Genomic DNA, 25,174 nt, shown 5'->3' with positions numbered 1-25,174 from the left:
TGCCGCGCGGGGCCGCGCCAGGGGTCCGCGGCACCGGGCTGCGCCGCTGTGCCGGGTCGCCGGGCCGGCACCAGGGCCACGGGGCCGGCGGTGTGTGAGAACGGCGGGGTGACGCGAAGGGCAGGGCACGCGGCTCGCGAGGTGGACGATCGTCGGAGGGGTGGGTGGGCGATCGGCGGAAGAAGAGGTGATAGCGGGGTGTTCCGGGCTGGCGCGGGCATGGCACGATCACCCGCATGGGAATCCTCATCCGGCTCGCCGTGAGCGCGTTTACGGTCTGGCTGGCCACGCTGGTGATCTCGGGGATCACCGTCGAGGGTGACACCGGGCGCAAGGTGCTCACGCTGGTCGCGGTCGCGGTGATCTTCGGGGTCGTCAACGCCGTGTTGCGGCCGATCATCAAGACGATCGGGTGCTGGGCGTACATGCTGACCCTGGGGCTCGTGTCGCTCGTCGTGAATGGGGCGCTGCTGCTGCTCACCAGCAAGATCGCCGAGGCGCTCGACCTCTCGTTCCGTGTTGACAGGTTCTGGCCGACCGCCGTGCTCGGGGCGCTGTTCATCGGCGTGGTCAGCTGGCTCATCAACTTCCTGATCCCGGACCGCGGGGACAAGGATCGCAAGCGGAACGACCGCCGGCAGGTGGGGCCGCCTCGGCAGCAGTACGGCGGGGGGTACCAGAACTACCGGTGACGAACGCCATTGTGTGAGGGGTGGGCAGGCTCCTGCCCCTTACGGCGTCAAGGCCTACGGTGTAGGGCGTGGACCCGCTGCGCCGTGGTTATCTCTCCGCGTTCTCCGCCAACCTGCTCTGGGGCATCTTCCCGCTGTACTTCCATGCCCTGCGGCCCGCGGGAGCCGTCGAGGTGCTCGCGCACCGCATCGTGTGGTCGCTCGCCTGCATGGCGGTGCTGCTCGCCGTGGTCCGGCGCTGGCGCGAACTCGGCGCGCTGCTGCGAAACGGGCGCCTAGTCGCGGGCATTTCGGTCGCCGCGGTGTTCATCGCCGTGAACTGGGGCGTCTACATCTTCGCGGTAAACACCGACCGGGTCGTCGAGGCCTCCCTGGGATACTTCGTCAACCCCCTCTTCGTCATCCTGCTCGGCGTCCTCGTCCTGCGTGAGCAGCTCCGGGCCGCGCAGTGGGTCGCGCTCGGCGTCGGAACGGTCGCGGTGCTGATCCTGAGCGTCGACTACGGCCGGCTGCCGTGGATCGCGCTGACCCTCGCCGCCACGTTCGGCTGCTACGGGCTGATCAAGAAGCGGCTCGGGCTGCCGGCGGCCGAGGGGCTGTTCCTCGAGTCGGGCGTGCTCACGCTGCCGGCGCTCGGATACCTGGCGTGGCTGACCGCGCACCATCAGTCGACGTTCGGCACGGTGTCGACGGCACACACGATCATGCTTGCGGGCTGTGGCCTGCTCACCGCGATGCCGCTGCTGCTCTTCGCCGAGGCCGCCAACCGCGTGCCGCTGTCCGGGCTCGGCATCATGCAGTACCTGACGCCGACAATCCAACTGGTCCTCGGCGTCGTGGTGTTCGGCGAGCCGCTCCCGCCCGTGCGGCTGGTGGGGTTCGCGATCGTGTGGTGCGCGCTGGCGATCTTCACGTGGGACGCGTTCCGGGCGGCGCGCCGGAGCCGGGCCGAGCGCGGCGCCGGGGACGTCGGTGTGACCGAGCCGTCACCGCAGCGGGACACCGCCCCGGCCACAGAGTCGGTGTGAGCAGGGACAAAACTAGGCGGTGAGCGAGAGCAAGGGGGTGCCGTCGCCCTTGCGGATCTCGATCCGCTGAATGTCGGAGCGCGGGATCGAGCTGTGCACGGTCAGCTGCAGCTCGTCGCCCGAACGGGCCGTCCAGGTGTCGATCTCCTCGGGGTCCCCGGACTTCGGTACGACGACCAGCTTGTAGGTCCACTTCGCGTACTCGGGCCCCTCGCCGGCCTTGTACGCGCAGCGCATCCGCACCACCGTGCCGTCCGGCGCCGAGTCCAGCGCGAGCGACGCGGTCACCGGCACGGTCGCGGCGACCTCGCGCATCGCCTCGTAGTCCGGTTGCCCGATGCCCAGGGCTCGAACCCCGATCACCGCGACTACGCCCAGGAACGCGGCCACGAGCGCGGTGCCGGCCGTCCGCCAGCGGCGCCGCCGCCGCTCGGTGCGCCGGGCGCTGCGGGCCCGGTCGAGCACCCGCGGGAGCAGGGGGTCCACGGCCACGCCGTTGATCTTCGCGGCGGAGCCGGCAGCGACGGAGTCCCCGGACCCGGAGACCGTGGAGCCGGAGGTCGTGACGCTCGGCCCGGCCCAGCGGGACGGCGAAGGCGAGTCGGGCGGGTCCGACGCCAGGGCGATCTGCGCGGCGATCTCCGGATCCAGCCGGCCGAGCAGGCCCGGCAGGTCGGAGAACTCCGCCACCTCCGCACGGCACTCCGCACAATCGGCGAGATGCCGCTCGTATGCCTCGCGCTCGGGCGGCGACAACGCCCCCAGCACGTAGACAGCCGAGTCATGGAGGTGTTCACACCTCATCGCGTCACCCCCAACTCCTCCAGGACGACTTTCAGCGAACGCAGTGCGTAATACGTCCGCGACTTGACCGTGCCCGCCGGCACGCCCAGGCGCTCCGCCGCCTCGGCGACGGAACGGCCCTGGTAGAAGCACTCGACCAAGACCTCGCGGTGCGGTCGGGAGAGGCGGGTCAACGCCTCGGCGACGACCCAGGACTCCACCGCGCGCTCGGTCTCGTCGACCACCACCGGTGTCTCCGGCATCTGGTCGGTGAAAACCTCGCCCACCCGCGCGGAACGTCGCCGCCACGCGTCGATGGCGAGGTTCCGGGCGGTGGTGAAGAGCCACGCTCGGACCGAGCCACGGGCCGGGTCGAGCCTCTCCGGGTGTTGCCAGGCCCGCAGCAGGGTCTCCTGCACCAGGTCCTCGGCCCGTTGGCGGTCGCCGCCGGTCAGTCGCAAGGCATGGCCGAACAGCGCGTCTCCGTGCTCCGCATGGAGCGCCCTCAGCAGTTCAGCATCGTCTCTACTCACGCCTCGCTATGCTTCCGATCCCTTCCACCAGCTTGTACGCACGAATACGCACAGAGGTTCAGCCGGAGGAAACATGTCCCCGATGCGACATGACCTGAGCGTATGCCGAACGCGCCCTACTCGGCGAGCGCGGTCGCCAGGTGGTGGGCGGTGGCGAGCAGTCGGGTGCGCACGACCTTGGCCGACGACATCAGCTCAGCCGGCGGCAGCGCGCAGGCCAGCACGACCCGGCGGTCCGGGTCTCGGTCGTTGACGACCATGACGGCGGCGCAGGCCAGGCCCTGCCGGAACTGGCCGATCTCGATCTGCATGCCCCGGCGGTCACCGGCGGCCAGGTCGGCGTCGAGCGCCTCCGGCGACGTGAGGGTGGCCGAGGTGCAGGCGCGCATGCCGTACTCCTTGAGGAACCGCCACCGCTGGTCGGGGCTCATCGTGGCGAGCAGCGCCTTGCCCAGCGCGGTGGCGTGCGCGGCCTCGTCGTAGCCGGGCACCAGGTCGTCGAACGGCGGCGTGCGCGGGCCCTCGGCCATCGCGGTCACCGCGATCCGCCCGCCGACGAACCGGCCCAGATAGTGGCTGTACCCGGTCTCGGCGGCGGCTCGGCGCAGCCGGTCGATGACGGCGTCCGGCCCGCGGAAGGCCAGCACGAGCTCACGGTAGCGGTCGGCGATCTCCAGCCCGACCACGTAGGTGCCGTTCTCCCGGCGGATCACATAACCCTCGTAGGCCAGCGTCCGGACCAGGTGATAGGTGGTGGCCACGGTGAAGTCACATCGTCTCGCGATCTGCTTCACCGTCAGGCCGCGCGGCGACTGACCGACCGCTTCCAGCACTCGTAGGGCCCTCGAAACGCTCCGGATGAGATCCGAGGGTTCGGCTTGTGGATCTCGCACCGCCGCCCTCCCCAGCCGCAGCAGTAACTGGAGTCACACCATATGAAATCGGAGAGGGTCGAGGGAACAATCTGATCATTTGTGGCGCGAGGTGGGGGGATGCCGGCCGTCAGCACATAGCGATGAATACACCATACTGGACACTACGATCGTGATCGACCCGTGGCGACACGCCGAAGAACTTGAGTAGTACGTCACAGTCGATCTTCGCACCTGAGTAAGTAATGGTGCCGTGAGTGAGTGGTTGGACCCAAAGTGCGCATACGCCGCTCCGGCCCGTCATCGCGTCGTAGCGACTTGTCGTCGGCCCGGGTACCGCGCCAGATGGCATTGAGCAACGTGCACTCCGGCAGCAAAAATCGGTACATGCCGTGCGAAGGCACGAAAAATCCGACCGACGCCGAGTGAAATCAACATTGACCGGCGTCGGTCGGAGCGCTATTGCGTCAGTTGGTCCGATCGGCGATGAAGTCGCACAGGGAGTCGAGCGCGGCGCGGGCCGGCACGTCCGGCAGCACGGACAGCGCGGCGCGGGCCTTGTCGGCGTAGCCACGGACGGTCTCGCGGGCCTGCTTCAGGGCCGCGGACTCGCGCAGCAGGCCCAGCGCCTCGGCGTGCAGTGCGTCGTCGGTGACCGGGCCGGCCGAGAGGATCTCGCGCAGCCGCACGGCGGCCGCGTCGTCGTCGGAGGAGGCCAGCGCGTAGAGGACGGGCAGCGTGGGCACGCCCTCGCGCAGGTCCGTGCCGGGCGTCTTGCCCGACTGGCTGCCGTCGCTCGCGATGTCGATGAGGTCGTCGGAGAGCTGGAACGCGATGCCGAACGTCTCGGCGAAGGTCGCCAGGGCGTCGACCTGATCCGGGGTGCAGCCGCCGAACATCGCACCGAACCGGGCGCTGGCGGAGATCAGGGAGCCGGTCTTCTGCTCCAGCACGCGCAGGTAGTGGCGGATCGCGTCCTCGCCGTCGAGCGGGCCAGCGGTCTCGGCGATCTGGCCGTGCACGAGCCGCGAGAAGGTGCTCGCCTGGATCTTCACGGCCTCCAGGCCCAGCTCGGCGGCCAGGTCGGCGGCGCGCGAGAAGAGGTAGTCGCCGACCAGGATGGCCAGCGCGTTGCCCCAGCGGGAGTTGGCGCTGGGCGCGCCGCGGCGCACGGGGGCCTCATCCATGACGTCGTCGTGGTAGAGGGTCGCCAGGTGGGTCAGCTCGACCACGGCGCCGGCGATGACGACCTCGCGGGACTCGCGGGACGTCGGGTCGCCGAACTGCGCCGCAAGGCCGACCAGCATGGGGCGCATCCGCTTGCCGCCGGCGTCGACCAGGTGCCGGGCCGCCTCGGTGACCAGCGGGTTGGCGCTGTGCACGGAGTCGATCAGCACCGCCTCGACGTCCCGGAGGATCGCGGCGACGCTGCTCTCCAGCTCCGGATCGGCCAGGGTCAGGCCGACGGAGGCACTCGACTGCACGGTTCCCGTACTCACCACAGCTCCAACGATGCCATATGCACTTCGGTCTCCGGAGACAGGGACGTCCCCACGTGGAAGCCCACGGGGGACGTCGCTGTCGGTATTACACAAACAGCAGCTAACTGAGGAACTTTGCGGCGTTCTGCGTCACATCGAGCAGCGCGCCCGGCGCGACGCCCAGGACCAGCGTCGCGACCGTGCCGATGACCAGCGCGGCCGCCGTCATGGCGCCCGGGATGGACACGGCCGGCGTGGTCTCGCCCGGCTCCGACAGCCACATCATGACGACGACGCGCAGGTAAGGGAAGGCGAGGATGGCGGAGCTCACCACGCCGGCGATCACCAGCCAGGTCTGGTGGCCGTCGACCGCCGCCGCGAACACGCCCACCTTGGCGGTGAACCCGCTGGTCAGCGGCAAGCCGGCGAAGGCCAGCAGGATGAAGGTGAAGAGCGAGGCGTACAGCGGCGAGCGGCGGCCGAGCCCGGCCCAGCGTGACAGGTGGGTGGCCTCGCCGTCGGCGTCGCGCACCAGCGTGACCACGGCGAACGCGGCGAGCACCGTGAAGCCGTACGCCACCAGGTAGAACATCGAGCTGGACAGGCCCTTGTCGTTGAGCGAGATCACGCCGATGAGCAGGTAGCCGGCGTTCGCGATCGACGAGTAGGCGAGCAGGCGCTTGATGTCGGTCTGGGTGACCGCCAGGATCGCCCCGATGAGCATCGTCAGCACCGCGATCGTGCCCAGCACCGGCTGGATCGTCACCTTGGTGCCCTCAAATCCCACGTACACGAGGCGCAGCATCCCGCCGAACGCGGCGACCTTGGTGCAGGCCGCCATGAGCGCGGTGATCGGCGTCGGCGCGCCCTGGTACACGTCGGGCGTCCACACGTGGAACGGCACCGCCGCCGCCTTGAACAGCAGGCCGATCGCCAGCATCGCCAAGCCGACGTAGAGCAGGATGTCGTCCTTGCCGCTGCCGCCGGCATGGATCGCGGTGGAGATCGACTTGAAGTCCACCTGGCCCGCGTAGCCGTAGACCAGCGCGATGCCGAACAGGAAGAACGCCGAGGCGAACGAGCCGAGCAGGAAGTACTTCATCGCGGCCTCCTGCGACAGCAGCCGCCGGCGGCGAGCCAGCGCGCAGAGCAGGTACAGCGGCAGCGAGAAGACCTCGAGCGCGACGAACATGGTCAGCAGGTCGTTCGCGGTGCTGAACAGCAGCATGCCGCCCAGTGCGAACATCGCCAGCGGGAAGACCTCGGTCGCGCCGCCGACGCGGGCCGCCTGCTCGCGGTCGCGATCGGTGTTGGCGGTGACCGCGGCCTGCGCGACGAACGCGCCGCCCGGCTCCAGCGTGCGCTCGCCGATGAGCAGCAGCGCGACGATGCCCAGCACGATGATCGCGGCCGACAGGAACAGGCCCGGCTTGTCGACCGCGACCGCGGTCGAGGCGGTGATCACCGGCCTGTCGCTCTGCCGGATGACCATGACCAGCGCGGCGACCAGGCCGGCCAGGGCCAGCGTGAGCTGGACGCTGTGCCGCACCCGCCGGGGCACGAAGCCCTCGACGAGGACCCCGACGCAGGCGACGCCGAAGAGGATCAGCATCGGCGCGAGCGCCGCGTAATCCAGGTGCGGCAGTTGGAGAGTGTCGTTCACTTGCCGGCCTCCACGGTACCCACGGTGGCTTTAGGGTCGGTCTTGCCGACGTCGAGCATGGTCGCCTTCACCGCCGGGTTGATCACGTCGATCACCGGCTTGGGGTAGAAGCCCAGCAGCAGGATCAGGGCGATCAGCGGGGCGACCACGACGGCCTCGCGCAGCGAGAGGTCGCGGCCCATGGCCTTGATCTCGGCCAGCTTCGGGTTCGGGGTGCCCTGGGTGGTGCGCTGGATCATCCAGAGCACGTACCCGGCCGCCAGGATGATGCCGGCGGTGGCGATGATCGCGACCGTCTTGTTCACCGTGAACGTGCCGATCAGCACCAGGAACTCGGAGACGAAGGGCGAGGTGCCGGGCAGCGCCAGCGAGGCGAGACCGGCGATGAAGAAGACGCCGGCGAGCACCGGCATGAGCTTGCCCGCGCCGCCGAAGTCGGTCACCAGCGCGCTGCCCCGGCGGGCCACCAGCATGCCGACAACCAGGAACAGCAGGCCGGTCGCCAGGCCGTGGTTGACCATGTAGAGGACCGCGCCGGTGCCGGCCTGCGTGGTGAAGGCGAAGATGCCGATGCCGATGAAGCCGAAGTGCGCGATCGACGTGTACGACACCAGCCGCTTGAGGTCCTTCTGCCCGATCGCGACCAGGGCGCCGTAGATGATGCCGACGAGCGCGAGCGTGAGCCCGAGCCACGCGAAGTCCTTCGACGCGTTCGGGAAGAGCGGGATGCAGTACCGCAGGATCCCGAACGTCCCGACCTTGTCCAGGACGCCGACGAGCAGCGCGGCGGCACCGGCCGGCGCGGCGCCACCGGCGTCCGGCAGCCAGGTGTGGAACGGGAAGAACGGCGCCTTGATCGCGAACGCGATGAAGAACCCGAGGAACAGCCACCGCTCGGTGTTGGCCGAGAAGTCGGCGTGGACCAGGGTCTGCCAGTCGAACGTCTCCCCGCCCAGCACCCACAGCCCAACCAGCGCGGCCAGCATGAACAGGCCGCCGAGCAGCGAGTACAGGAAGAACTTCACCGCGGCGTACTGCTTGTGCTGCCCGCCGTAGGAGCCGATGAGGAAGTACATCGGCACGAGCATGACCTCGAAGAACACGTAGAACAGGAACACGTCCTGCGCGGCGAAGACGCCGATCATCGTGCACTCGAGCGCCAGCAACAGCGCGAAGTACGCCGGGACCGACCGCTTGCTGTTCTCCGCGTCGTGCCAGGAGGCCAGAATGACCAGCGGCACGAGCAGGGCGATCAGCGCGATCATGACGAGCGCTATGCCGTCGACGGCGAACGTGAACTTCGCGCCCCACTGCGGGATCCAGGTCCAGGAGTCGCGCAGCTGGAATCGGTCCCCGTTGGGCTTGAACTGCGCCCAAAGGCCGACGCCGAGCGCCAGGACCACGACCGACCAGGCCAGCGCGGCGCGCTTGGCGAGCTCGGGCTTGTCCTTGGGCAGCAGCGCGACCCCCGCCGCGCCGACGAGCGGCGCGGCCGTGAGGACGGTCAGGTAGGGGAAGTGGCTCATCCGAACCTCACCGCAAGCGTGGCGGCCACCACGAGCACCGCACCTCCGAGGATGGACAGGGCGTACGAGCGCACGAACCCGGTCTGGGCCCGGCGCAATCGGCCCGACCCGCCGCCGACGCCAGCGGCCAGGCCGTTGACCAGCCCGTCGATGCCGCGGTTGTCGAGGTAGACCAGGGCGCGGGTCAGATAGCGACCCGGCGCCTCGAACACGATCTCGTTGAACGAGTCGGTGTAGAGGTTGTTGCGCGCGGCGGTCACCAGCGGGCCGGCCGGCTGCTCCTCCAGGGCGGTGCCCTTGTTGAACAGCGCGATCGCGAGGCCGGCGCCGGCGAAGGTCAGCACGATCGACAGCGTGGTGATCAGCCAGTGGGCCATGACCGGCTCGTGCGCGACGCGCTCGGTGCCGTAGACCGGGGTCAGCCAGTCGGGCACCGAGGTCGACAGGAGCCAGCCGGCGAACACCGAGCCGACCGCCAGCAGGATCAGCGGGATCGTCATGACCCGCGGGGACTCGTGCGGGTGCTTGATGTCCTCGGTCCAGCGCTCCGGGCCGTGGAACGTCAGCCAGAACAGCCGCGTCATGTAGAACGCGGTCAGGCCCGCGCCGAGCAGCGCCGCCCCACCGAAGAGCCAGGCCGTCCAGCCCTCGCGCTCGAAGGCCGCGGCGATGATCGGCTCCTTCGAGAAGAAGCCGGACAGGCCGGGGAAGCCGATGATCGCGAGCCAGCCGAGGCCGAACGTGGCCCAGGTGATCGGCATGTACTTGCGCAGGTTGCCGAAGCGGCGGATGTCGGTCTGGTCGTGCATGCCGTGCATGACCGAGCCGGCGCCGAGGAACATGCCGGCCTTGAAGAAGCCGTGCGCGAGCAGGTGGATCAGGGCGAGCGCGTAGGCCGCGCCGCCGAGCCCGACGCCCAGGAACATGTAGCCGATCTGGCTGACCGTCGACCAGGCCAGGACCCGCTTGATGTCGTCCTTGGCGCAGCCGATGATGCAGCCGATCAGCAGCGTCAGCGCGCCGACGGCGACGACCACGGTCTGCGCGTCGGGCGACTGGTCGAAGATGGGGTGCGCGCGGGCGATCAGGTAGACGCCCGCGGTCACCATCGTCGCGGCGTGGATCAGGGCCGAGACCGGGGTCGGGCCCTCCATCGCGTCGGGCAGCCAGGCCTGCAGCGGGAACTGGCCGGACTTGCCGGCCGCGCCCAGCAGCAGCAGGAGGGCGATGGCGAGAACCACGCCGCTGCTCAGGGCGTGCACGTTGTTGGCGACGCCCGCGTAGTCGACGCGGCCGAGGTAGGCGAACATCATGAAGATCGCGATCGCGAAGCCCGCGTCACCGACGCGGTTCATCAGGAACGCCTTCTTGCCGGCCGTCGCCGCGCTGGGGCGCAGGTACCAGAAGGAGATCAGCAGGTAGGAGGCGAGGCCGACGCCCTCCCAGCCGAAGTACAGCATCACGTAGTTGTTGCCGAGGACCAGCAACAGCATCGCCGCGATGAACAGGTTGAAGTACCCGAAGAACTTCCGCCGGCCCGGGTCGTGCTCCATGTAGCCCACCGCGTAGAGGTGGATCAGGGAGCCGACGCCGGTGATGAGCAGGACGAACATCGCCGACAGCGGGTCGAAGAGCAGCCCCAGGTCGACGTGGAAGCTGCCGACGCCGATGTAGTCCCAGAGCTTGATCTCGACGCCGTTGCGGTTCTCCAGCCCGCGCAGCGAGAAGAAGTACGTCAGCCCGAGCACGAACGACGCGGCGACGCTGAGCACGCCGAGCCAGTGACCCCAGCGGTCGGCCCGCTTGCCGAGCAGCAGCAGCACTGCCGCGCTGGCCAGCGGGATCGTCGGGAGCAGCCAGAACGAGCCCAGCCACCCGCTCGCCGCCGAGTAGGCGATTGGTTCCACAACCCGCTCCTTAGTACTTCAGCAGGTTCGCGTCGTCGACGCTTGCCGAGCGCCGAGTCCGGAAGATCGACATGATGATCGCCAGGCCGACGACGACCTCGGCCGCCGCCACGACCATGACGAAGAACGCCATGATCTGCCCGTCGAGCGTGCCGTTGATCCGGCTGAACGTGACCAGCGCGAGGTTGGCCGAGTTCAGCATCAGTTCGATGCACATGAACAACACGATCGCGTTCCTGCGGACGAGCACGCCCACCGCGCCGATCGTGAACAGGATCGCCGCGAGGACGATGTAGTACGTCGGAGTCACTTCTCGGTCCCCTTCGGTGCGACGTCGGCGGACGTCAACTCCCGCGTCGGCAGGATCTTGGAGATGCTGCGCTCGGACGGCGTGCCGTCGGGCAGCCGGGCCGGGGTCGCCACCGAGTCCGAGCCGGCGAAGACGCCGGGGCCGGGCTTCGGCGCCGGGTAGTTGCCCGGGCGGAAGCGCGCCACCATGCGTTCCGGCTGGCCGACCTTGTCTTCCTTGCGCTTCTCGAGGTGCGCCAGGATCATCGCGCCGACCGCCGCCGTGATCAGCAGCGCCGACGTGATTTCGAAGACCCAGACGTACTTGGTGAACAGCAGCCGGGAGATGCCGACCACGTTGCCGGCCGCGTTGGCCTCGGCCAGGCCCTTCGGGCTGATGCCGCCCAGGGCCCGGTAGAGCCCGATGCCCAGCAGCAGCGCCAGGCCGAGGCCCAGGATGCTGGCCGCCATCCGCTGCCCGCGCAGCGTCTCGATCAGCGAGTCCGAGGAGTCGCGGCCGACGAGCATCAGCACGAACAGGAACAGCATCATGATGGCGCCGGTGTAGACGATGATCTGCACCATGCCGATGAACGGGCCGGCCTGCAGGACGTAGAACACGCCCAGGGACATCATCGTGATGATCAGCGACAGCGCCGAGTGCACCGCGTTGCGCGCCCAGACCATGCCGATCGCGCCGAGCACCGCGAGCGGGGCGAGGATCCAGAAGGTGACGGCCTCGCCGCCCTTCACCTCGCCGGCCGAGGCCAGCGTCTGCAGCGCCAGGGTTCCGGTCATGAGTGGACCCCCTTTGACCGTTCAGCGCCGGCGGAGGTGCCGGGGTTCTCCAGCGCGCCGACGTAGTAGTCCTTCTCGGAGTCGCCCAGGCGCATGTCGTGCGGCGGGCGCTCCATCCCCGGCAGCAGCGGAGCGAGCAGCTGCTCCTTGGTGAAGATCAGGTCGCGGCGGTTGTCGCGGGCCAGCTCGTACTCGTTGCTCATGGTCAGCGAGCGGGTCGGGCAGGCCTCGATGCACAGCCCGCAGAAGATGCAGCGGGCGTAGTTGATCTGGTACGTCTGGGCGTAGCGCTCACCGGGCGAGAACCGTGCGTCCTCGGTGTTGTCCGCGCCTTCGACGTAGATCGCGTCCGCGGGACACGCCCACGCGCACAGCTCGCACCCGATGCACTTCTCGAGCCCGTCCGGCCAGCGGTTGAGAATGTGCCGGCCGTGGTACCGCGGGGCGGGCGGCTTGCGCTGCTCCGGGTACTCCTCGGTGACCACCTTCTTGAACATGTGCGAGAAGGTGACCCCGAACCCCTTGAGGGTTCCACCAATAGACACGTCAGCTCTCCTTGCCGGTCGGGACGGTTTCCCGCTCGACGATCACGCGCTTGGCCCGCGGGCTGGGCGGCACCTCGAGGTTCAGCGGCGGCAACGGGAAGCCGTTCTCGCCACCGACGCGGCCACCCGGGTGCGGCTGCGGCAGGTCGGCCAGCGGGGCGCGGCGGGCGCGCTGCAGGCCGGCGAGCACCAGCACCAGCACGACCAGTGCGGCGATGCCCACGATCACTCCGGTGCGCGCGCCCGTGCTCAGGTCCCCGTGCGTCTGCACCAGCCGGATGCCGGACAGCGCCAGAATCCAGACCAGGTTGGCCGGGATGAGCACCTTCCAGCCGAAGCGCATGAACTGGTCGTAGCGCAGCCGGGGCAGCGTGCCGCGGAGCCAGACGAACACGAACAGCAGCAGCAGCAGCTTGATGGTGAACCACAGGACCGGCCACCAGCCGTGGTTCGCGCCGTCCCAGATCGAGATCGGCCACGGGGCGCGCCAGCCGCCGAGGAACAGCGTGGTGCACAGGCCCGAGACGGTGACCATGTTGACGTACTCGGCGAGGAAGAACAGCGCGAACTTCAGCGACGAGTACTCGGTGTGGAAGCCGCCGACGAGCTCGGACTCGGCCTCCGGCAGGTCGAAGGGCGCCCGGTTGGTCTCGCCGATCGCGGACGTGAAGTAGATCAGGAAGCTCGGGAGGAGCAGCACGGCGTACCAGGCCGGCAGGTGCCAGGTCATGCCGAACACGTCGGCGGTGCCGTTGCCCGCCTGCGCCGCGACGATCTCCGAGGTCGACATCGAGCCCGCCACCAGGAAGACCGAGACGATCGACAGGCCCATCGCGACCTCGTAGGAGATCATCTGGGCGGTCGAGCGCAGGCCGCCGAGCAGCGGGTACGTCGAGCCGGAGGCCCAGCCGCCCAGCACCACGCCGTAGATGCCCATCGAGGAGCAGGCCAGCACCAGCAGTACCGCCACCGGGATGTCGGTGAGCTGCAGCGGGGTATGCGTGCCGAACACCGACACCGACGGCCCGAACGGGATCACCGAGAACGCGGTGAACGCGCAGATCGTGGAGACGACCGGCGCGAAGAAGAAGACCACCTTATCCGCCAGGCGCGGCATGATGTCTTCCTTGAAGGCCAGCTTCAGGCCGTCGGCGAGCGACTGCAGCAGGCCGAACGGCCCGTTGCGGTTGGGGCCCGGGCGGACCTGCATGCGGGCCACGACCCGGCGCTCGTACCAGATGGCGAAGAGCGTCATGACGACCAGGAACGCGAAGATCACGATGACCTTCGCGATCACCAGCCACCAGGGGTCCTTGCCGAACTGGTCCAGGTTGCCGTAGGCGAGAGGCGTCATTTTGCGCTACCCCCAGTGCTGATCTCGACCAGCGCGCCCTCGGTGACGCCGAGCGTGCGCCGCAGGGTCGAGCCCGGTGAGTTCGTCGGGATCCAGACAACCCCGTCGACCATGTCGGTGACGAGCGCCGGCAGGGTGATCGCGCCCCGCTCGGTACCGACCGTCACCGCGTCCCCGTCCACCACGCCGAGGTCGGCCGCGGTGCTCTTGGAGATCCGGACCACGGCGGGGCGGGCGGTGCCGGCCAGGTGGCCGTCGCCGTCCTGCAGCGAGCCGCCGTCGAGCAGGTGGTGCCAAGAGGCCAGGATCGCCTGGCCGCTGCCCGGCTTGGCCGGCGCGGCCGGCTCGACGTCGGGCGCGGTGCCGCGAACGACGCTCGGGTTGCCGGCGCCGACGGTGCCGGGCAGCGGCAGCTGGGCCAGCGCGGCCAGCTGCGCCCGGACCGCCGTCACGTCGGCGACGCCGAGCTGGACGCCGAGCTCGCGGCCCAGCGTGTCGAGCACGCGGGCGTCGCTCATCGCCTGGGTCTTCAGCACGGTGCCGAACGGGCGGACCCGGCCCTCCCAGTTGACGTAGGAGCCGGACTTCTCGACCGCCGGGGCGATCGGCAGGACGACGTCGGCGCGCTTGGCGACGGCGCTCATCCGCAGCTCCAGGCTGACCAGGAAGCCGATCTTGTCCAGCGCCTCCTCGGCGGCGATCGGGTCGGCCAGGTCGGACGGGTCGACGCCGCCGACGACCAGCGCGCCGAGCCGGCCCTCGCGGGCCGCGGCGACGATGCCGTCGGTGTCGCGGCCCGAGGCGCTGGGCAGCACGCCCGCGTCCAGGCCCCAGGCGATGGCGACCTCGCTGCGCATGGCCGGGTCGAAGACCTGGCGGCCGCCCGGCAGCAGGGTCGGCAGGACGCCGGCCTCGACCGCGCCCCGGTCGCCGGCCCGGCGCGGCACCCAGGCGAGCCGGGCGCCGGTGGCCTCGGCCAGCCGCGCCGCGGCGGACAGGCCGCCCGGCACGCTCGCCAGCCGCTCGCCGACGAACAGGATCGCGCCCTCGGCCGACAGCGCCTCGCGCAGCTGCTCGGACGCGCCGAGCACCTCCGCCTCGGCGCCGGGAGCGGTGAGCAGGACGGTCGCGCCGAGCTTCTCGAAGCCGCGGCTCACGAACGGCGCCACCGCGTAGCTGGGCAGGGCCCGCTTGAGGTACGCCTTGCGCGCCCGCAGGAAGATGATCGGGCACTCCTCCTCGGGCTCCAGCCCGACGAAGACGACCGCGGGGGCCTGGTCGATGTCGGCGTAGGTGACCTCGGTCCGCCCGACGACGTGGGAGCCGAGGAACTCGGTCTCCTCCGCCGACAGCGGCCGGGCGCGGAAGTCGATGTCGTTGGTGCCGAGCGCGACCCGGGCGAACTTCGCGTACGCGTAGGCGTCCTCGACGGTCAGCCGGCCGCCGGCCAGCACGCCCACGCCGCCGTTGTCCTTCGCGGCGGCGAGCCCAGCCGCGGCGACCGTCAGCGCCTCCGGCCAACTGGCCGTGCGCAGCTCACCGGTCTTCTTGTCGCGGACCAGCGGGGTGGTGATGCGGTCGGTGGCGTTGACGTACTGGAACGCGAAGCGCCCCTTGTCGCAGTTCCACTCCTCGTTCACCGCCGGGTCGTCGCCGGCGAGGCGGCGCATGACCTTGCCCCGCCGGTGGTCGGCCCGCTGGTCGCAGCCCGCGGAGCAGTGCTCGCAGACGTTCGGCGTGGAGACCAGGTCGAAGGGGCGGGCCCGGAAGCGGTACTGCGAGCTCGTCAGCGCCCCGACCGGGCAGATCTGGATCGTGTTGCCGGAGAAGTAGCTGTTGAACGGCGCGTCGTCCTCGGGCGAGTCGGGGTCGCCGCGGAACACGCCGATCTGCTCGTTGGACGAGCGCTCCATCAGGTCGATGAACTTGTCGCCGGCGATCTCGTCGGAGAAGCGGGTGCAGCGCTGGCACAGCACGCACCGCTCGCGGTCGAGCAGCACCTGGGTGCTGATCGGCAGCGGCTTGGGGTACTCCCGCTTGTGTTCGACGAACCGGGACTCGGCCTGGCCGTTGCTCATCGCCTGGTTCTGCAGCGGGCATTCGCCGCCCTTGTCGCAGACCGGGCAGTCGAGCGGGTGGTTGATCAGGAGGAACTCCATGATTCCCTCCTGGGCCTTCTTGGCCACCTCGGAGGTCATCTGGGTCCGCACGACCATGCCCTCGGCCACCGGCTGCGTGCAGGAGGCCACCGGCTTGCGCTGGCCCTCGATGTCGACCAGGCACTGCCGGCAGGCACCGGCCGGGGCCAGCAGCGGGTGGTCGCAGAAGCGCGGGATCGAGATGCCCACCTGCTCGGCGGCCCGGATGACGAGCGCGCCCTTCGGCGCCTCGACCTCGATGCCGTCGATCGTGAGCTTCACCGTCTCCGTGTTGGGAACCACGTCGGTCATCAGTGGGCTCCTACCAGCTCGCCGGCGAACATCGGCGCCTTGCGGCCTTCGATGTAGTCCAGGTAGTCCTGCTTGAAGTACTTGATCGAGGACGTCACCGGGCTGGTCGCGCCGTCGCCGAGCGCGCAGAACGAGCGGCCCAGCAGGTTGTCGCAGGCGTCCAGCAGGGTGTCGAGGTCCTGGTGGGTGCCCTGGCCGGCCAGGATGCGGTGCAGGATGCGGACCATCCAGTAGTTGCCCTCGCGGCACGGGGTGCACTTGCCGCAGGACTCGTGGTGGTAGAACGCGATCCAGCGGTACGTGGCGTAGACGATGTCGTCCTGGTCGGAGAAGACCTGCACGGCGGTGGTGCCCAGCATCGTGCCGGCCCCGGCCATGCCCTCGAAGTCCATCGGCGTGTCGAGGTGCTCGTCGGTGAGCATCGGCGTCGACGAGCCGCCGGGCGTCCAGAACTTCAGCGTGTGCCCGGGCTGCATGCCGCCGGCCAGGTCGATGAGCTGCCGCAGCGTGACGCCGAGGCCGCACTCGTACTGCCCGGGCTGGTTCACGCGGCCGGAGATCGAGTAGATCTTCGGGCCCGGCGACTTCTCGGTGCCCATGCTGCGGAACCACGCGGAGCCGCCGAGCACGATGTACGGCACGCTGGCGATCGTCTCGACGTTGTTGACGACCGTCGGGGAGGCGTAGAGGCCGTGCGTCGCCGGGAACGGCGGGCGCAGCCGGGGCTGGCCGCGGTAGCCCTCCAGCGAGTCCAGCAGCGCGGTCTCCTCGCCGCAGATGTACGCGCCGGCGCCGCTGTGCACGACCAGGTCGAGGTCGAAGCCGCTGCCGAGGATGTTCGTGCCGAGGTACCCCTTGGCGTATGCCTGCCGGACCGCGGCGCGCAGCCGGCGGGCCGCGTGCACCGCCTCGCCGCGGATGTAGATCGCGGCGAAGTTGGCCCGGATCGCGTACGACGCGATGATGACGCCCTCGACCAGCGCGTGCGGGTCGGCCATCATCAGCGGCAGGTCCTTGCAGGTGCCCGGCTCGCCCTCGTCGGCGTTGACCACGAGGTAGTGCGGCTTGCCGTCGTTCTGCGGGATGAAGCCCCACTTCATGCCGGTCGGGAAGCCGGCGCCGCCGCGCCCGCGCAGGCCGGAGTCCTTGACCAGCTGGATCAGGTCGTCCGGGTGGGCCTTGAACGCCTTGCGCAGCGCCGTGTAGCCGTCGAGCCGCTCGTACACGTCGATCTTCCACGCGTCGGGCGACAGCCAGCGCTTGGTGAGCACCGGCGTCAGCTTCGACAGCGACTCCTGCGAGGGCTGGTGGTGGTCCAGCGTCATTTCTTCGCCTCGTCCTTCTTGGCGATGGGCGTCTCCGGGTCGAAGCCCGGCACCGAGATCCCGAAGCGCTCCGCGAGCCGGTTGCCGGCCAGCGTCGGCTCCCCGGCCGGCCCGTCGGCGATGACTTCGTCGCCCCGGTCGTCGGCGAAGCCCGCGAGCTGCACCGCCATCTCCTTGAGCGTGCAGAGGCGGGTGCCGCGGCTGGGCTGCGGGCGGTCGCCGTTCTGCAGCTGCTTGACCAGCGACAGCGCGCTGTCCTCGGTCACACCGTCGAAGAACTCGTAGTTGACCGTCATGACCGGCGCGTAGTCGCAGGCCGCGAGGCACTCGGCGTGCTCAAGGGTGATCTTGCCGTCGGCGGTCGTCTCGTCGTGCCCGACACCGAGATACTCGCTTAGCGCTTGATAGGCCTGGTCGCCGCCGAGCACGCCGCACATCGTGTTGGTGCAGACGCTCACCAGCCAGTCGCCGGTCGGCTTGCGCTTGTACATGGTGTAGAACGTCGCGACCGCGCCCACCTGGGCCTTGGTGATACCAAGGACCTCGGCGCAGAACGCGATGCCGTCCGGGGAGACGTACCCCTCCTCCGACTGCACCAGGTGCAGCAACGGCAGCAGCGCGGAGCGCGAGCGGCCCTCGGGGTAGCGCGCGATGATCTCACGCGCGCGCTCGCGCGTGACCTCACTGAACACCATTAACGATCACACCCACCCATGACGGGGTCGAGCGAGGCGCCACCCACGATGACGTCGGCGAGCAGACCGCCCTCCGCCATCGCCGGGATCGCCTGCAGATTGATGAAGCTGGGCTCCCGGTAGTGCACCCGGAACGGGCGCGTGCCACCGTCGGACACCGCGTGCACGCCGAGCTCGCCGCGGGGCGCCTCGATCGGCACGTACACCTGGCCGGCCGGCACCCGGAAGCCCTCGGTCACCAGCTTGAAGTGGTGGATCAGGGCCTCCATCGACTGGCCCATGATCTTCGCGACGTGCTCGAGCGAGTTGCCCAGGCCGTCGCCGCCGACCGCGAGCTGTGCCGGCCACGCGATCTTCTTGTCGGCGATCATGATCGGGCCGGGCTCCAGCCGGGCAAGCGCCTGCTCGATGATCCGCAGCGACTGGCGCATCTCATTGAGCCGGACCTTGTAGCGGCCCCACGCGTCGGCGGTCGTCTCGGTCGGGACCTCGAAGTCGTAGGTCTCGTACCCGAGGTACGGCTGCTGCTTGCGGATGTCCCACCCGAGCCCGGCCGAGCGCAGCACCGGGCCGGTGATGCCCAGCGCCAGGCAGCCGGTCACGTCGAGCACCGCGACACCCTGGGTGCGCTCGCGCCAGATCGTGTTGCCGGACAGCAGGTCCTCGTACATGTCGATGCGCTCGGGCATCCAGCCGAGCAGCTCGCGGATCTTGACGATCGCCTCGTCCGGCAGGTCCTGCGCGAGGCCGCCCGGGCGCACATACGCCATGTTCATCCGCAGGCCGGAGACGATCTCGAAGATGTCCAGGATGTACTCGCGCTCGCGGAACCCGTAGATCATCATCGACAGGGCGCCGAGCTCCATGCCGGTCGTGGCGAGCCAGACCAGGTGGGAGGAGATCCGGTTGAGCTCCATCATGAGGACGCGGATCGTCGTGGCGCGGGCGGTGATCTGGTCCTCGATGCCGAGCAGCTTCTCGACCGCCATGCAGTAGCCGGTCTCGTTGAAGATCGGCGCCAGGTAGTCCATCCGGGTCACGAAGGTGGTGCCCTGGGTCCAGTTGCGGAACTCCAGGTTCTTCTCGATGCCCGTGTGGAGGTACCCGACGACGGTCCTCGCCTCGGTGACGGTCTCGCCCTCGAGCTCGAGCACCAGGCGGAGCACGCCGTGCGTGGACGGGTGCTGCGGGCCCATGTTGACGACGATGCGCTCTTCGGAGCCGGCCTCGTTGACGACCGTGTCCCAGTCCCCGCCGGTGACGGTGAAGACCCGGCCCTCGGTGGTCTCGCGCGCGGCCGCGTAGTCGGTGGTCATCGGGATCCCTCGCTTCGCTCGGCGGTCCGATGACCTGACACCTGAGTCATCTGGTGACTCCGCATTCGCTCCGTCACTGGTAACTCCTCCGCTGGTCCGGCGGCGGGATCTCCGCACCCTTGTACTCGACCGGCACGCCGCCGAGCGGGTAGTCCTTCCGCTGCGGGAAGCCCTCCCAGTCGTCCGGCATGAGGATCCGGGTCAGGTTGGGGTGGCCGTCGAAGATGATGCCGAACATGTCGTAGGTCTCCCGCTCCTGCCAGTCGGCGGTGGGGTACACCTGAGTCACGCTCGGCAGGTGCGGGTCCTCGGCGGTGACCGCGGCCTCGAGGCGGATCCGGCGGCGGAAGGTCATCGACGTCAGGTGGTACACCGCGTGCAGCCGGCGCCCGTCGGAGCCGAGGTAGTCCACGCCCGACACCGAGGAGCACAGCTCGAAGCGCAGCGCCGGGTCGTCCCGCAGTGACTGGCAGACCTCGGCGATGCGCTCCGGCAGGATGTGCAGCGTGAGCTCGCCGCGGTCGACCACGATGCGCTCGATCGCGTCGTCGAAGCCCGGGTATGCCTCCTCGAGGGCGTCCACGACCTCGTCGAAGTCGCCGCCGAAGGGCCGCGGCGAGTCGAGCTCGGCCGCGCGCCGGCGGCGCAGGCCGCCGAAGCCCGAGGTGTCGCCGGTGCCCTGCACGCCGAACATGCCGCGCCCGGCCCCGTTGGACGGCGGGGTCTGGGCCGTGGCGCCGAGCTGCGCGCCGACCGGCTCTACGTCAGTCACTTGTTGCCCCCCTTGGTTGCGGGGTTCGTCAGGTTTGCCCGCTCTTCCATCCACTTCTGGATGCGCAGCTGCTCCTCGCGGCCCACGGCGGCGGCCTTCGTCCACTCGGCGCGCTTGACCTTGTCGAACCGGTAGCTCGACGGCATCGCGCCGGGCGCCACCACGGGCGCGCCCTCGCGCTCGACCCGCGCCTCGATCGCGCGACGGCGCCGGTCGCCCAGCGGCTCGGCCATGACCTTGTCGTGCAGGCGCAGGATCGCGTCGATGAGCATCTCCGGGCGCGGCGGGCAGCCCGGCAGATACATGTCCACGGGGACGATGTGGTCCACGCCCTGGACGATCGCGTAGTTGTTGAACATACCTCCGCTGGAGGCGCAGACGCCCATGGAGAGCACCCACTTGGGCTCCGGCATCTGGTCGTAGATCTGGCGCAGGACCGGGGCCATCTTCTGGCTCACGCGGCCCGCGACGATCATCAGGTCGGCCTGGCGAGGGCTCGCCCGGAAGACCTCCATGCCGAAGCGCGCCAGGTCGTAGCGGGCGGCGCCGGTCGCCATCATCTCGATGGCGCAGCAGGCCAGGCCGAAGGTGGCCGGCCAGAAGCTCGCCTTTCGCGACCAGTTGACCAGCTTCTCAACGGTGGTCAACAGGACGCCGGTCGGTACCTTTTCCTCGATGCCCATGGCTCAGTCCCAATCCAGCCCGCCGCGGCGCCACACATAGGCGAACGCGACAAACACGGTGACGATGAACAGCACCATCTCCACAAACCCGAAAAGGCCGAGCGCGTCGAAGTTCACGGCCCACGGGTACAGGAAGATGATCTCGATGTCGAAGACGATGAACAGCATCGCGGTCAGGTAGAACTTGACCGGGAAGCGGCCACCGCCGATGGGCTGGGGAGTCGGCTCGATGCCGCACTCGTAAGCGTCGAGCTTCGCCTTGTTGAACCGGCGCGGCCCGACGAACGGCGCGACCGCCACCGAGAACAGCGCGAATGCGGCGGCTAGGGCGAAGAGCCCGAGAATCGGTACGTACGGCGCGAGCGACATCGTGCTGCTCCGTCCTTTCGGCGAGCCCGCGGGCCGGTCAGCCCTCGGGACCACTCTGTATGCGGGTTTAACACTATTCGGTAATGCCTCGACGGCTTCGTCCGGGGCACCCCAAATGTGGCCTTGGCCAGTGCCTTTGGGGTCAGGCGGCCGGCGCCAGCCGGGTCATCGCGTTGATCACGCGGTCCATGGCGTCCCCACCCCGCGGGTCCGTGAGGTTGGCGAGGAGTTTCAGCACGAACCGCATAAGGGTCGGGTGTGGCATGCCGTGCTTGGTGGCGATCCGCATGATTTGCGGATTGCCGATGAGCTTCACGAACACGTTGCCGAGCCGGTAGTACCCGCCGTAGCGGGCCTTCAGCTCGGACGGATAGTTGGCGAGCACACGCTCGCGCGCGGTGCCCTGCGGCCGGGCCAGCGCCTGGATGGCGATCTCCGCCGCCAGCTCGCCGGACTCCATGGCGTAGGCGATCCCCTCGCCGTTGAAGGGGTTGACCATGCCGCCGGTGTCGCCGACGAGGAGCACGCCCCGGGTGTAGTGCGGCACCCGGTTGAACCCCATCGGCAGCGCCGCGCCCTGGGGTTTGCCGTCGGCGTTGGCCGGGTCGGACAGGCCCCAGTCGGCCGGGGTGTTGTCCAGCCAGTCGGCGAGCAGCGTCTTGTAGTTGGTCTTGCCGTAGGCGACGCTGCTGTTGAGCACGCCCAGGCCGACGTTGACCCGGCCGTCGCCCAGCCCGAAGATCCAGCCGTAGCCCGGCAGGAGCTTGTCGCCCGACTCCCGGCTGCGCAGCTCCAGCCACGACTCGAGGTAGTCGTCGTCATGGCGGGTCTGGCTGAAGAAATACTGCCGGACGGCCACACCCATCGGCCGGTCGTCGCGCTTGGCGATGCCCAGCGCCAGCGCGAACCGCCCGGAGACGCCGTCGGCGGCGATGACCAGCGGGGCGCGGAACTCCAGCGGCTCCCGGTCCTGGCCGGTGGCGGTCACGCCCACGACCCGGCCGGTGCGGTCGAGGATCGGGCCGGTCACGTTGGTCCCGCTGCGCAGCACGGCGCCCGCGTCGGTCGCGGCCGTGGCGAGCATGTGGTCGAAGTCCATGCGGGTGCGGGTCAGCCCGTAGTCCGGGAAGCTCGCGAGGTCGGGCCAGTCCAGCTCGAGGCGCACCCCACCGCCGATGACGCGCAGGCCGCGGTTGCGCAGCCAGCCCTTCTCCTCGGTGGTGTCGATGCCCATCTTGATCAGCTGCTTGACCGCGCGGGGCGTGAGCCCGTCGCCGCACACCTTCTCGCGCGGGAACTCGGTCTTCTCGAGCAGCAGGACCTGCAGCCCGTGACGGGCGAGGTGGAACGCGGCGGCCGAGCCGCCCGGCCCGGCGCCGACGACGATGACATCCGCATCCTTCGCGGTGTCGCTCATGGCCGTTACACCCCCTGCCCGTTCAGCAGTTGCCGGTTCAGCTTCTGCTCGTTTTGCGTTCGTGAAAGTCTTCACAAAGTCATCCGTGGAGCAGTCTAGAACCGTGAACAGCCCAGCTGTCGGTAAGGCGACCCTAATTTTTCACCCGGACGGTCATACCGCGGGTCGCATCCCCCGGCGCGGACGGGGTTGTCCACAGGCCCAGCTTGTACGTCGACAGGGCGTCACCGTCCGACGATCCTGAGTAGTCATGGATGTCGCAACCCGCCATCTGGCGACCCGCGCTCTGCGCCGGGCCGGCCTGTGGGCCTGGCGCTACGACCAGCCGATTGCCGACCGCTGGGGCGAGATCATGGTCGCGGACGTGGCGTTCGCCACGGCCCGCCTGGCCGTCGACCTGGGTATGTCCCACTTTGCCGGCGTTTTTCCGGACCTTCCGGGCGTCCAGGGCAACGCGGCACGCGCGCGGCTCCGCCTGGCCGCCGCGGGCTGGACGCTGGCCACCTTCGCGCGGGCCGACCTGGAGCAACGCCCCTCGGAGCTGGCCCGCGAGATCCGCGCCGTGCTGGACCGCCTGACCCCGACCCGCTTCCCGTTCTCTTGATCACTGCCAGGACGGCACGGGTTCGTCAGATGCGGAAGCCGCGGTGCAGCGCCACGACGCCGCCGGTCAGGTTGCGCCACGCGACCTTCCGCCAGCCGTTCTCGCCGATCCGCGCGGCCAGCCCGGCCTGGTCCGGCCAGGCGCGGATCGACTCGGCCAGGTACTCGTACGCGTCCGGGTTGCTCGAGACCCGCTTCGCGACCTGCGGAAGCGCGCCCACCAGGTAGCCCTGGTAGACGGCGCGGAACGGGCGCCACGTCGGGGTGCTGAACTCGCACACCACGAGCCGGCCGCCGGGTTTGGTCACGCGGGCCATCTCGCCCAGCGCCGCGTCCGTGTCGGCGATGTTGCGCAGCGCGAAGGAGATGGTCACCGCGTCGAAGGTCTCGTCGGCGAACGGCAGGTGCAGCGCGTCGGCGGCGAGCAGCGGCACCTCCGGGCGCTTCGCCCGGCCGGCCTGCAGCATGCCGACCGAGATGTCGGCGCCCACCGCGAGCGCGCCCGACCGGCCGAGCTCCAGCGTCGACACGCCGGTGCCCGCGCCCAGGTCGAGGACCTTCTCGCCGGGCTTGAGGCCCAGCGCGAGGCGCGTCTCGCGGCGCCACATGCGGTCGCGGCCGCCGGAGAGGACGGTGTTGGTGACGTCGTACCGGCGGGCCACGCCGTCGAACATCGCGGCGACCTCGCGCGGCTCCTTGTCCAGCGATGCACGCGTCATGCCGTCACCTCCGCTTCGCTCCGGCGCCGGCATGCCGGAAGACTGAGCACATGATGAGCGGCTCCTACGCTTCGCTCCGGACCGTTCATGCCGTCACCTCCGCTTCGCTCCGGACCGCTCATGAGTTCACCGGGGTCAGCGGGAGCGAGCGACCGGTGCCGCCGCCGGGGATGGCGATGGACGAGAAGTGCGACTGCACGCGCTCGTCGGTCGGATCGTCGGCCTCGGTCCAGTGGACCTTGAGGTGCCGGTACTGCGTGTCCCGCTGCGCCGGGATGCGGTCCGCGCCCCGGATCATCTGGACGAGCTCGGTGAGGCGGGAGCGGTGCCGGGCGCCGGCGGAGGAGATCACGTTCTCCTCGAGCATGATCGAGCCCAGGTCGTCGACGCCCAGGTGCAGCGAGACCTGGCCGACGTCCTTGCCCGTGGTCAGCCAGGACGACTGCAGGTGGGCGATGTTGTCGAAGAACAGCCGCGCGACCGCCACCAAACGCAGGTACTCCAGGCTCGTCGCCTGCGTGCGCCCCTTGAGGTGGTTGTTCTCCGGCTGGTACGTCCACGGGATGAAGGAGCGGAACCCGCCCACGGTCCCGGCCAGGTCCGCCTCGACGGAGTAGCCGTTGGCGATCGCGAGGTCCTGCACGTCCCGGATCAGCCGCAGGTGCTCGATGCGCTCGGCGTTGGTCTCGCCGGTGCCCATCATCATCGTCGCGGTCGACGAGACGCCCTGCCGGTGCGCGGCCGCCATGACCTCCAGCCAGCGCGCCCCCGACTCCTTCAGCGGCGCGATCGCCTGCCGAGGCCGTTCGGGCAGCATCTCCGCCCCGGCGCCGGCGATCGATGCCAGGCCGGCCGCCTTGATGCGGGCGATCGCGTCCTCGATCGACACCCCGGAGACCTTGGCCATGTGCAGCACCTCGGACGGGCCGATCGAGTGGATGACCAGGTCGGGGAACTCCGTGTGCACCGCCGAGAACAGCGACTCGTAGTACTCCACCCCGTACTCCGGGTGGTGCCCGCCCTGCAGCATCACCTGCGTGGCGCCCAGGTCGACCGCCTCCGCGCAGCGGCGCAGGATCTCCTCGGTGCCGTGCGTCCAGCCCTCGGCGTGCTTCGGCGCCCGGTAGAAGGCGCAGAACTTGCACGCCGTCACGCAGACGTTCGTGTAGTTGATGTTGCGGTCGATGATGTAGGTGACGACGTTGTCCGGGTAGCGGCGGCGGCGCACCGCGTCGGCGGCCTCGCCCAGCTCGTGGAACGGCGCGTCCGTGTAGAGCAGCAGCGCCTCGTCCGGGCCGATCCGCCCGCCTTCGGCGGCACGCTGCAGAATCTCGCTGATCACCGGAGTCGTCACA

At 69.8% G+C, this 25,174-nt stretch carries 22 protein-coding genes and 2 pseudogenes; 3 read left to right on the top strand and 21 right to left on the bottom strand.

What is annotated here, in order from left to right:
• Positions 1-236 precede the first annotated feature (236 nt).
• Positions 237-584: pseudogene (locus tag ACGFI8_RS12875) on the top strand (phage holin family protein); the annotation flags it as partial.
• 176 nt (positions 585-760) lie between these two features.
• On the top strand, positions 761-1,720 hold the full coding sequence (gene rarD, locus ACGFI8_RS12870; RefSeq protein ID WP_392803723.1) for an EamA family transporter RarD: 960 nt from the start codon (positions 761-763) through the stop codon (positions 1,718-1,720).
• A 12-nt stretch (positions 1,721-1,732) separates the two neighbouring features.
• Here rarD and ACGFI8_RS12865 read toward each other — a convergent pair whose 3' ends face one another.
• The 19 genes and pseudogenes from ACGFI8_RS12865 to ACGFI8_RS12775 form a co-directional block, all read right to left on the bottom strand.
• Positions 1,733-2,524, bottom strand: a complete 792-nt coding sequence (locus tag ACGFI8_RS12865; protein ID WP_392803721.1) for an anti-sigma factor family protein — start codon at positions 2,522-2,524, stop codon at positions 1,733-1,735.
• The gene (locus tag ACGFI8_RS12860; protein WP_392804092.1) at positions 2,521-3,015 is read right to left on the bottom strand and encodes a sigma-70 family RNA polymerase sigma factor; all 495 of its coding nucleotides are present in this window, start codon (positions 3,013-3,015) and stop codon (positions 2,521-2,523) included. The genes ACGFI8_RS12865 and ACGFI8_RS12860 overlap by 4 nt, the downstream gene beginning before the upstream one ends.
• Positions 3,016-3,152: 137 nt before the next feature.
• The gene (locus ACGFI8_RS12855; protein ID WP_392803719.1) at positions 3,153-3,929 is read right to left on the bottom strand and encodes an IclR family transcriptional regulator; all 777 of its coding nucleotides are present in this window, start codon (positions 3,927-3,929) and stop codon (positions 3,153-3,155) included.
• A gap of 446 nt (positions 3,930-4,375) precedes the next feature.
• On the bottom strand, positions 4,376-5,407 hold the full coding sequence (locus tag ACGFI8_RS12850; protein WP_392803717.1) for a polyprenyl synthetase family protein: 1,032 nt from the start codon (positions 5,405-5,407) through the stop codon (positions 4,376-4,378).
• Between the two features lie 103 nt (positions 5,408-5,510).
• Positions 5,511-7,001, bottom strand: a complete 1,491-nt coding sequence (gene nuoN / locus ACGFI8_RS12845; RefSeq protein WP_392804090.1) for an NADH-quinone oxidoreductase subunit NuoN — start codon at positions 6,999-7,001, stop codon at positions 5,511-5,513.
• 47 nt (positions 7,002-7,048) lie between these two features.
• Complete coding sequence (locus ACGFI8_RS12840; protein WP_392803715.1) at positions 7,049-8,578, bottom strand: NADH-quinone oxidoreductase subunit M; 1,530 nt, start codon at positions 8,576-8,578, stop codon at positions 7,049-7,051.
• Positions 8,575-10,485, bottom strand: a complete 1,911-nt coding sequence (gene nuoL / locus ACGFI8_RS12835) for an NADH-quinone oxidoreductase subunit L (protein ID WP_392803713.1) — start codon at positions 10,483-10,485, stop codon at positions 8,575-8,577. Before nuoL ends, ACGFI8_RS12840 begins: the two co-directional genes overlap by 4 nt.
• Before the next feature lie 10 nt (positions 10,486-10,495).
• Positions 10,496-10,795, bottom strand: a complete 300-nt coding sequence (nuoK, locus tag ACGFI8_RS12830) for an NADH-quinone oxidoreductase subunit NuoK (RefSeq protein ID WP_350546253.1) — start codon at positions 10,793-10,795, stop codon at positions 10,496-10,498.
• Positions 10,792-11,559: an NADH-quinone oxidoreductase subunit J gene (locus ACGFI8_RS12825; RefSeq protein WP_392804088.1), complete on the bottom strand. Its 768-nt coding sequence runs from the start codon at positions 11,557-11,559 to the stop codon at positions 10,792-10,794. The genes nuoK and ACGFI8_RS12825 overlap by 4 nt, the downstream gene beginning before the upstream one ends.
• 8 nt (positions 11,560-11,567) lie before the next feature.
• Entirely contained in the window at positions 11,568-12,068 is a 501-nt protein-coding gene (gene nuoI, locus ACGFI8_RS12820; protein ID WP_392804086.1) for an NADH-quinone oxidoreductase subunit NuoI, read from the bottom strand.
• 49 nt (positions 12,069-12,117) lie between these two features.
• The gene (gene nuoH, locus ACGFI8_RS12815) at positions 12,118-13,470 is read right to left on the bottom strand and encodes an NADH-quinone oxidoreductase subunit NuoH (RefSeq protein WP_392803711.1); all 1,353 of its coding nucleotides are present in this window, start codon (positions 13,468-13,470) and stop codon (positions 12,118-12,120) included.
• On the bottom strand, positions 13,467-15,920 hold the full coding sequence (locus ACGFI8_RS12810) for an NADH-quinone oxidoreductase subunit G (protein ID WP_392803709.1): 2,454 nt from the start codon (positions 15,918-15,920) through the stop codon (positions 13,467-13,469). Before ACGFI8_RS12810 ends, nuoH begins: the two co-directional genes overlap by 4 nt.
• Positions 15,920-17,245 carry an NADH-quinone oxidoreductase subunit NuoF gene (gene nuoF, locus ACGFI8_RS12805; protein ID WP_392803707.1) on the bottom strand — a complete coding sequence of 442 codons (1,326 nt, stop codon included), beginning with the start codon at positions 17,243-17,245 and terminating at the stop codon, positions 15,920-15,922. The genes ACGFI8_RS12810 and nuoF overlap by 1 nt, the downstream gene beginning before the upstream one ends.
• Positions 17,245-17,940: pseudogene (nuoE, locus tag ACGFI8_RS12800) on the bottom strand (NADH-quinone oxidoreductase subunit NuoE); the annotation flags it as partial. The pseudogene nuoE and the gene nuoF, both read right to left, overlap by 1 nt.
• A complete protein-coding gene (locus ACGFI8_RS12795) occupies positions 17,940-19,256 on the bottom strand; it encodes an NADH-quinone oxidoreductase subunit D (protein WP_392803705.1) in 1,317 nt (438 codons plus the stop codon). The pseudogene nuoE and the gene ACGFI8_RS12795, both read right to left, overlap by 1 nt.
• Before the next feature lie 73 nt (positions 19,257-19,329).
• Positions 19,330-20,028, bottom strand: coding sequence for an NADH-quinone oxidoreductase subunit C (locus ACGFI8_RS12790; RefSeq protein ID WP_392803703.1), 699 nt, complete (start codon positions 20,026-20,028; stop codon positions 19,330-19,332).
• Positions 20,025-20,711, bottom strand: a complete 687-nt coding sequence (locus ACGFI8_RS12785; protein ID WP_392803702.1) for a NuoB/complex I 20 kDa subunit family protein — start codon at positions 20,709-20,711, stop codon at positions 20,025-20,027. Before ACGFI8_RS12785 ends, ACGFI8_RS12790 begins: the two co-directional genes overlap by 4 nt.
• 3 nt (positions 20,712-20,714) lie before the next feature.
• Positions 20,715-21,080: an NADH-quinone oxidoreductase subunit A gene (locus ACGFI8_RS12780; RefSeq protein WP_392803700.1), complete on the bottom strand. Its 366-nt coding sequence runs from the start codon at positions 21,078-21,080 to the stop codon at positions 20,715-20,717.
• A gap of 142 nt (positions 21,081-21,222) precedes the next feature.
• Positions 21,223-22,497, bottom strand: a complete 1,275-nt coding sequence (locus tag ACGFI8_RS12775; RefSeq protein WP_392803698.1) for a geranylgeranyl reductase family protein — start codon at positions 22,495-22,497, stop codon at positions 21,223-21,225.
• Positions 22,498-22,747: 250 nt separating this feature from the next.
• On the opposite strand from ACGFI8_RS12775, the gene ACGFI8_RS12770 reads away from it, so the two are divergent.
• Positions 22,748-23,101 carry a hypothetical protein gene (locus ACGFI8_RS12770; protein WP_392803697.1) on the top strand — a complete coding sequence of 118 codons (354 nt, stop codon included), beginning with the start codon at positions 22,748-22,750 and terminating at the stop codon, positions 23,099-23,101.
• Positions 23,102-23,126: 25 nt separating this feature from the next.
• Here ACGFI8_RS12770 and ACGFI8_RS12765 read toward each other — a convergent pair whose 3' ends face one another.
• Positions 23,127-23,819, bottom strand: a complete 693-nt coding sequence (locus tag ACGFI8_RS12765) for a demethylmenaquinone methyltransferase (RefSeq protein ID WP_392803695.1) — start codon at positions 23,817-23,819, stop codon at positions 23,127-23,129.
• Between the two features lie 118 nt (positions 23,820-23,937).
• Positions 23,938-25,173, bottom strand: a complete 1,236-nt coding sequence (gene mqnC / locus ACGFI8_RS12760; RefSeq protein WP_392803693.1) for a cyclic dehypoxanthinyl futalosine synthase — start codon at positions 25,171-25,173, stop codon at positions 23,938-23,940.
• Position 25,174 lies beyond the last annotated feature (1 nt).

The organism is Dactylosporangium sp. NPDC048998, from assembly GCF_043197855.1.
Lineage (GTDB): Bacteria > Actinomycetota > Actinomycetes > Mycobacteriales > Micromonosporaceae > Dactylosporangium.
This window is presented reverse-complemented; position numbering and strand designations above follow the sequence as displayed.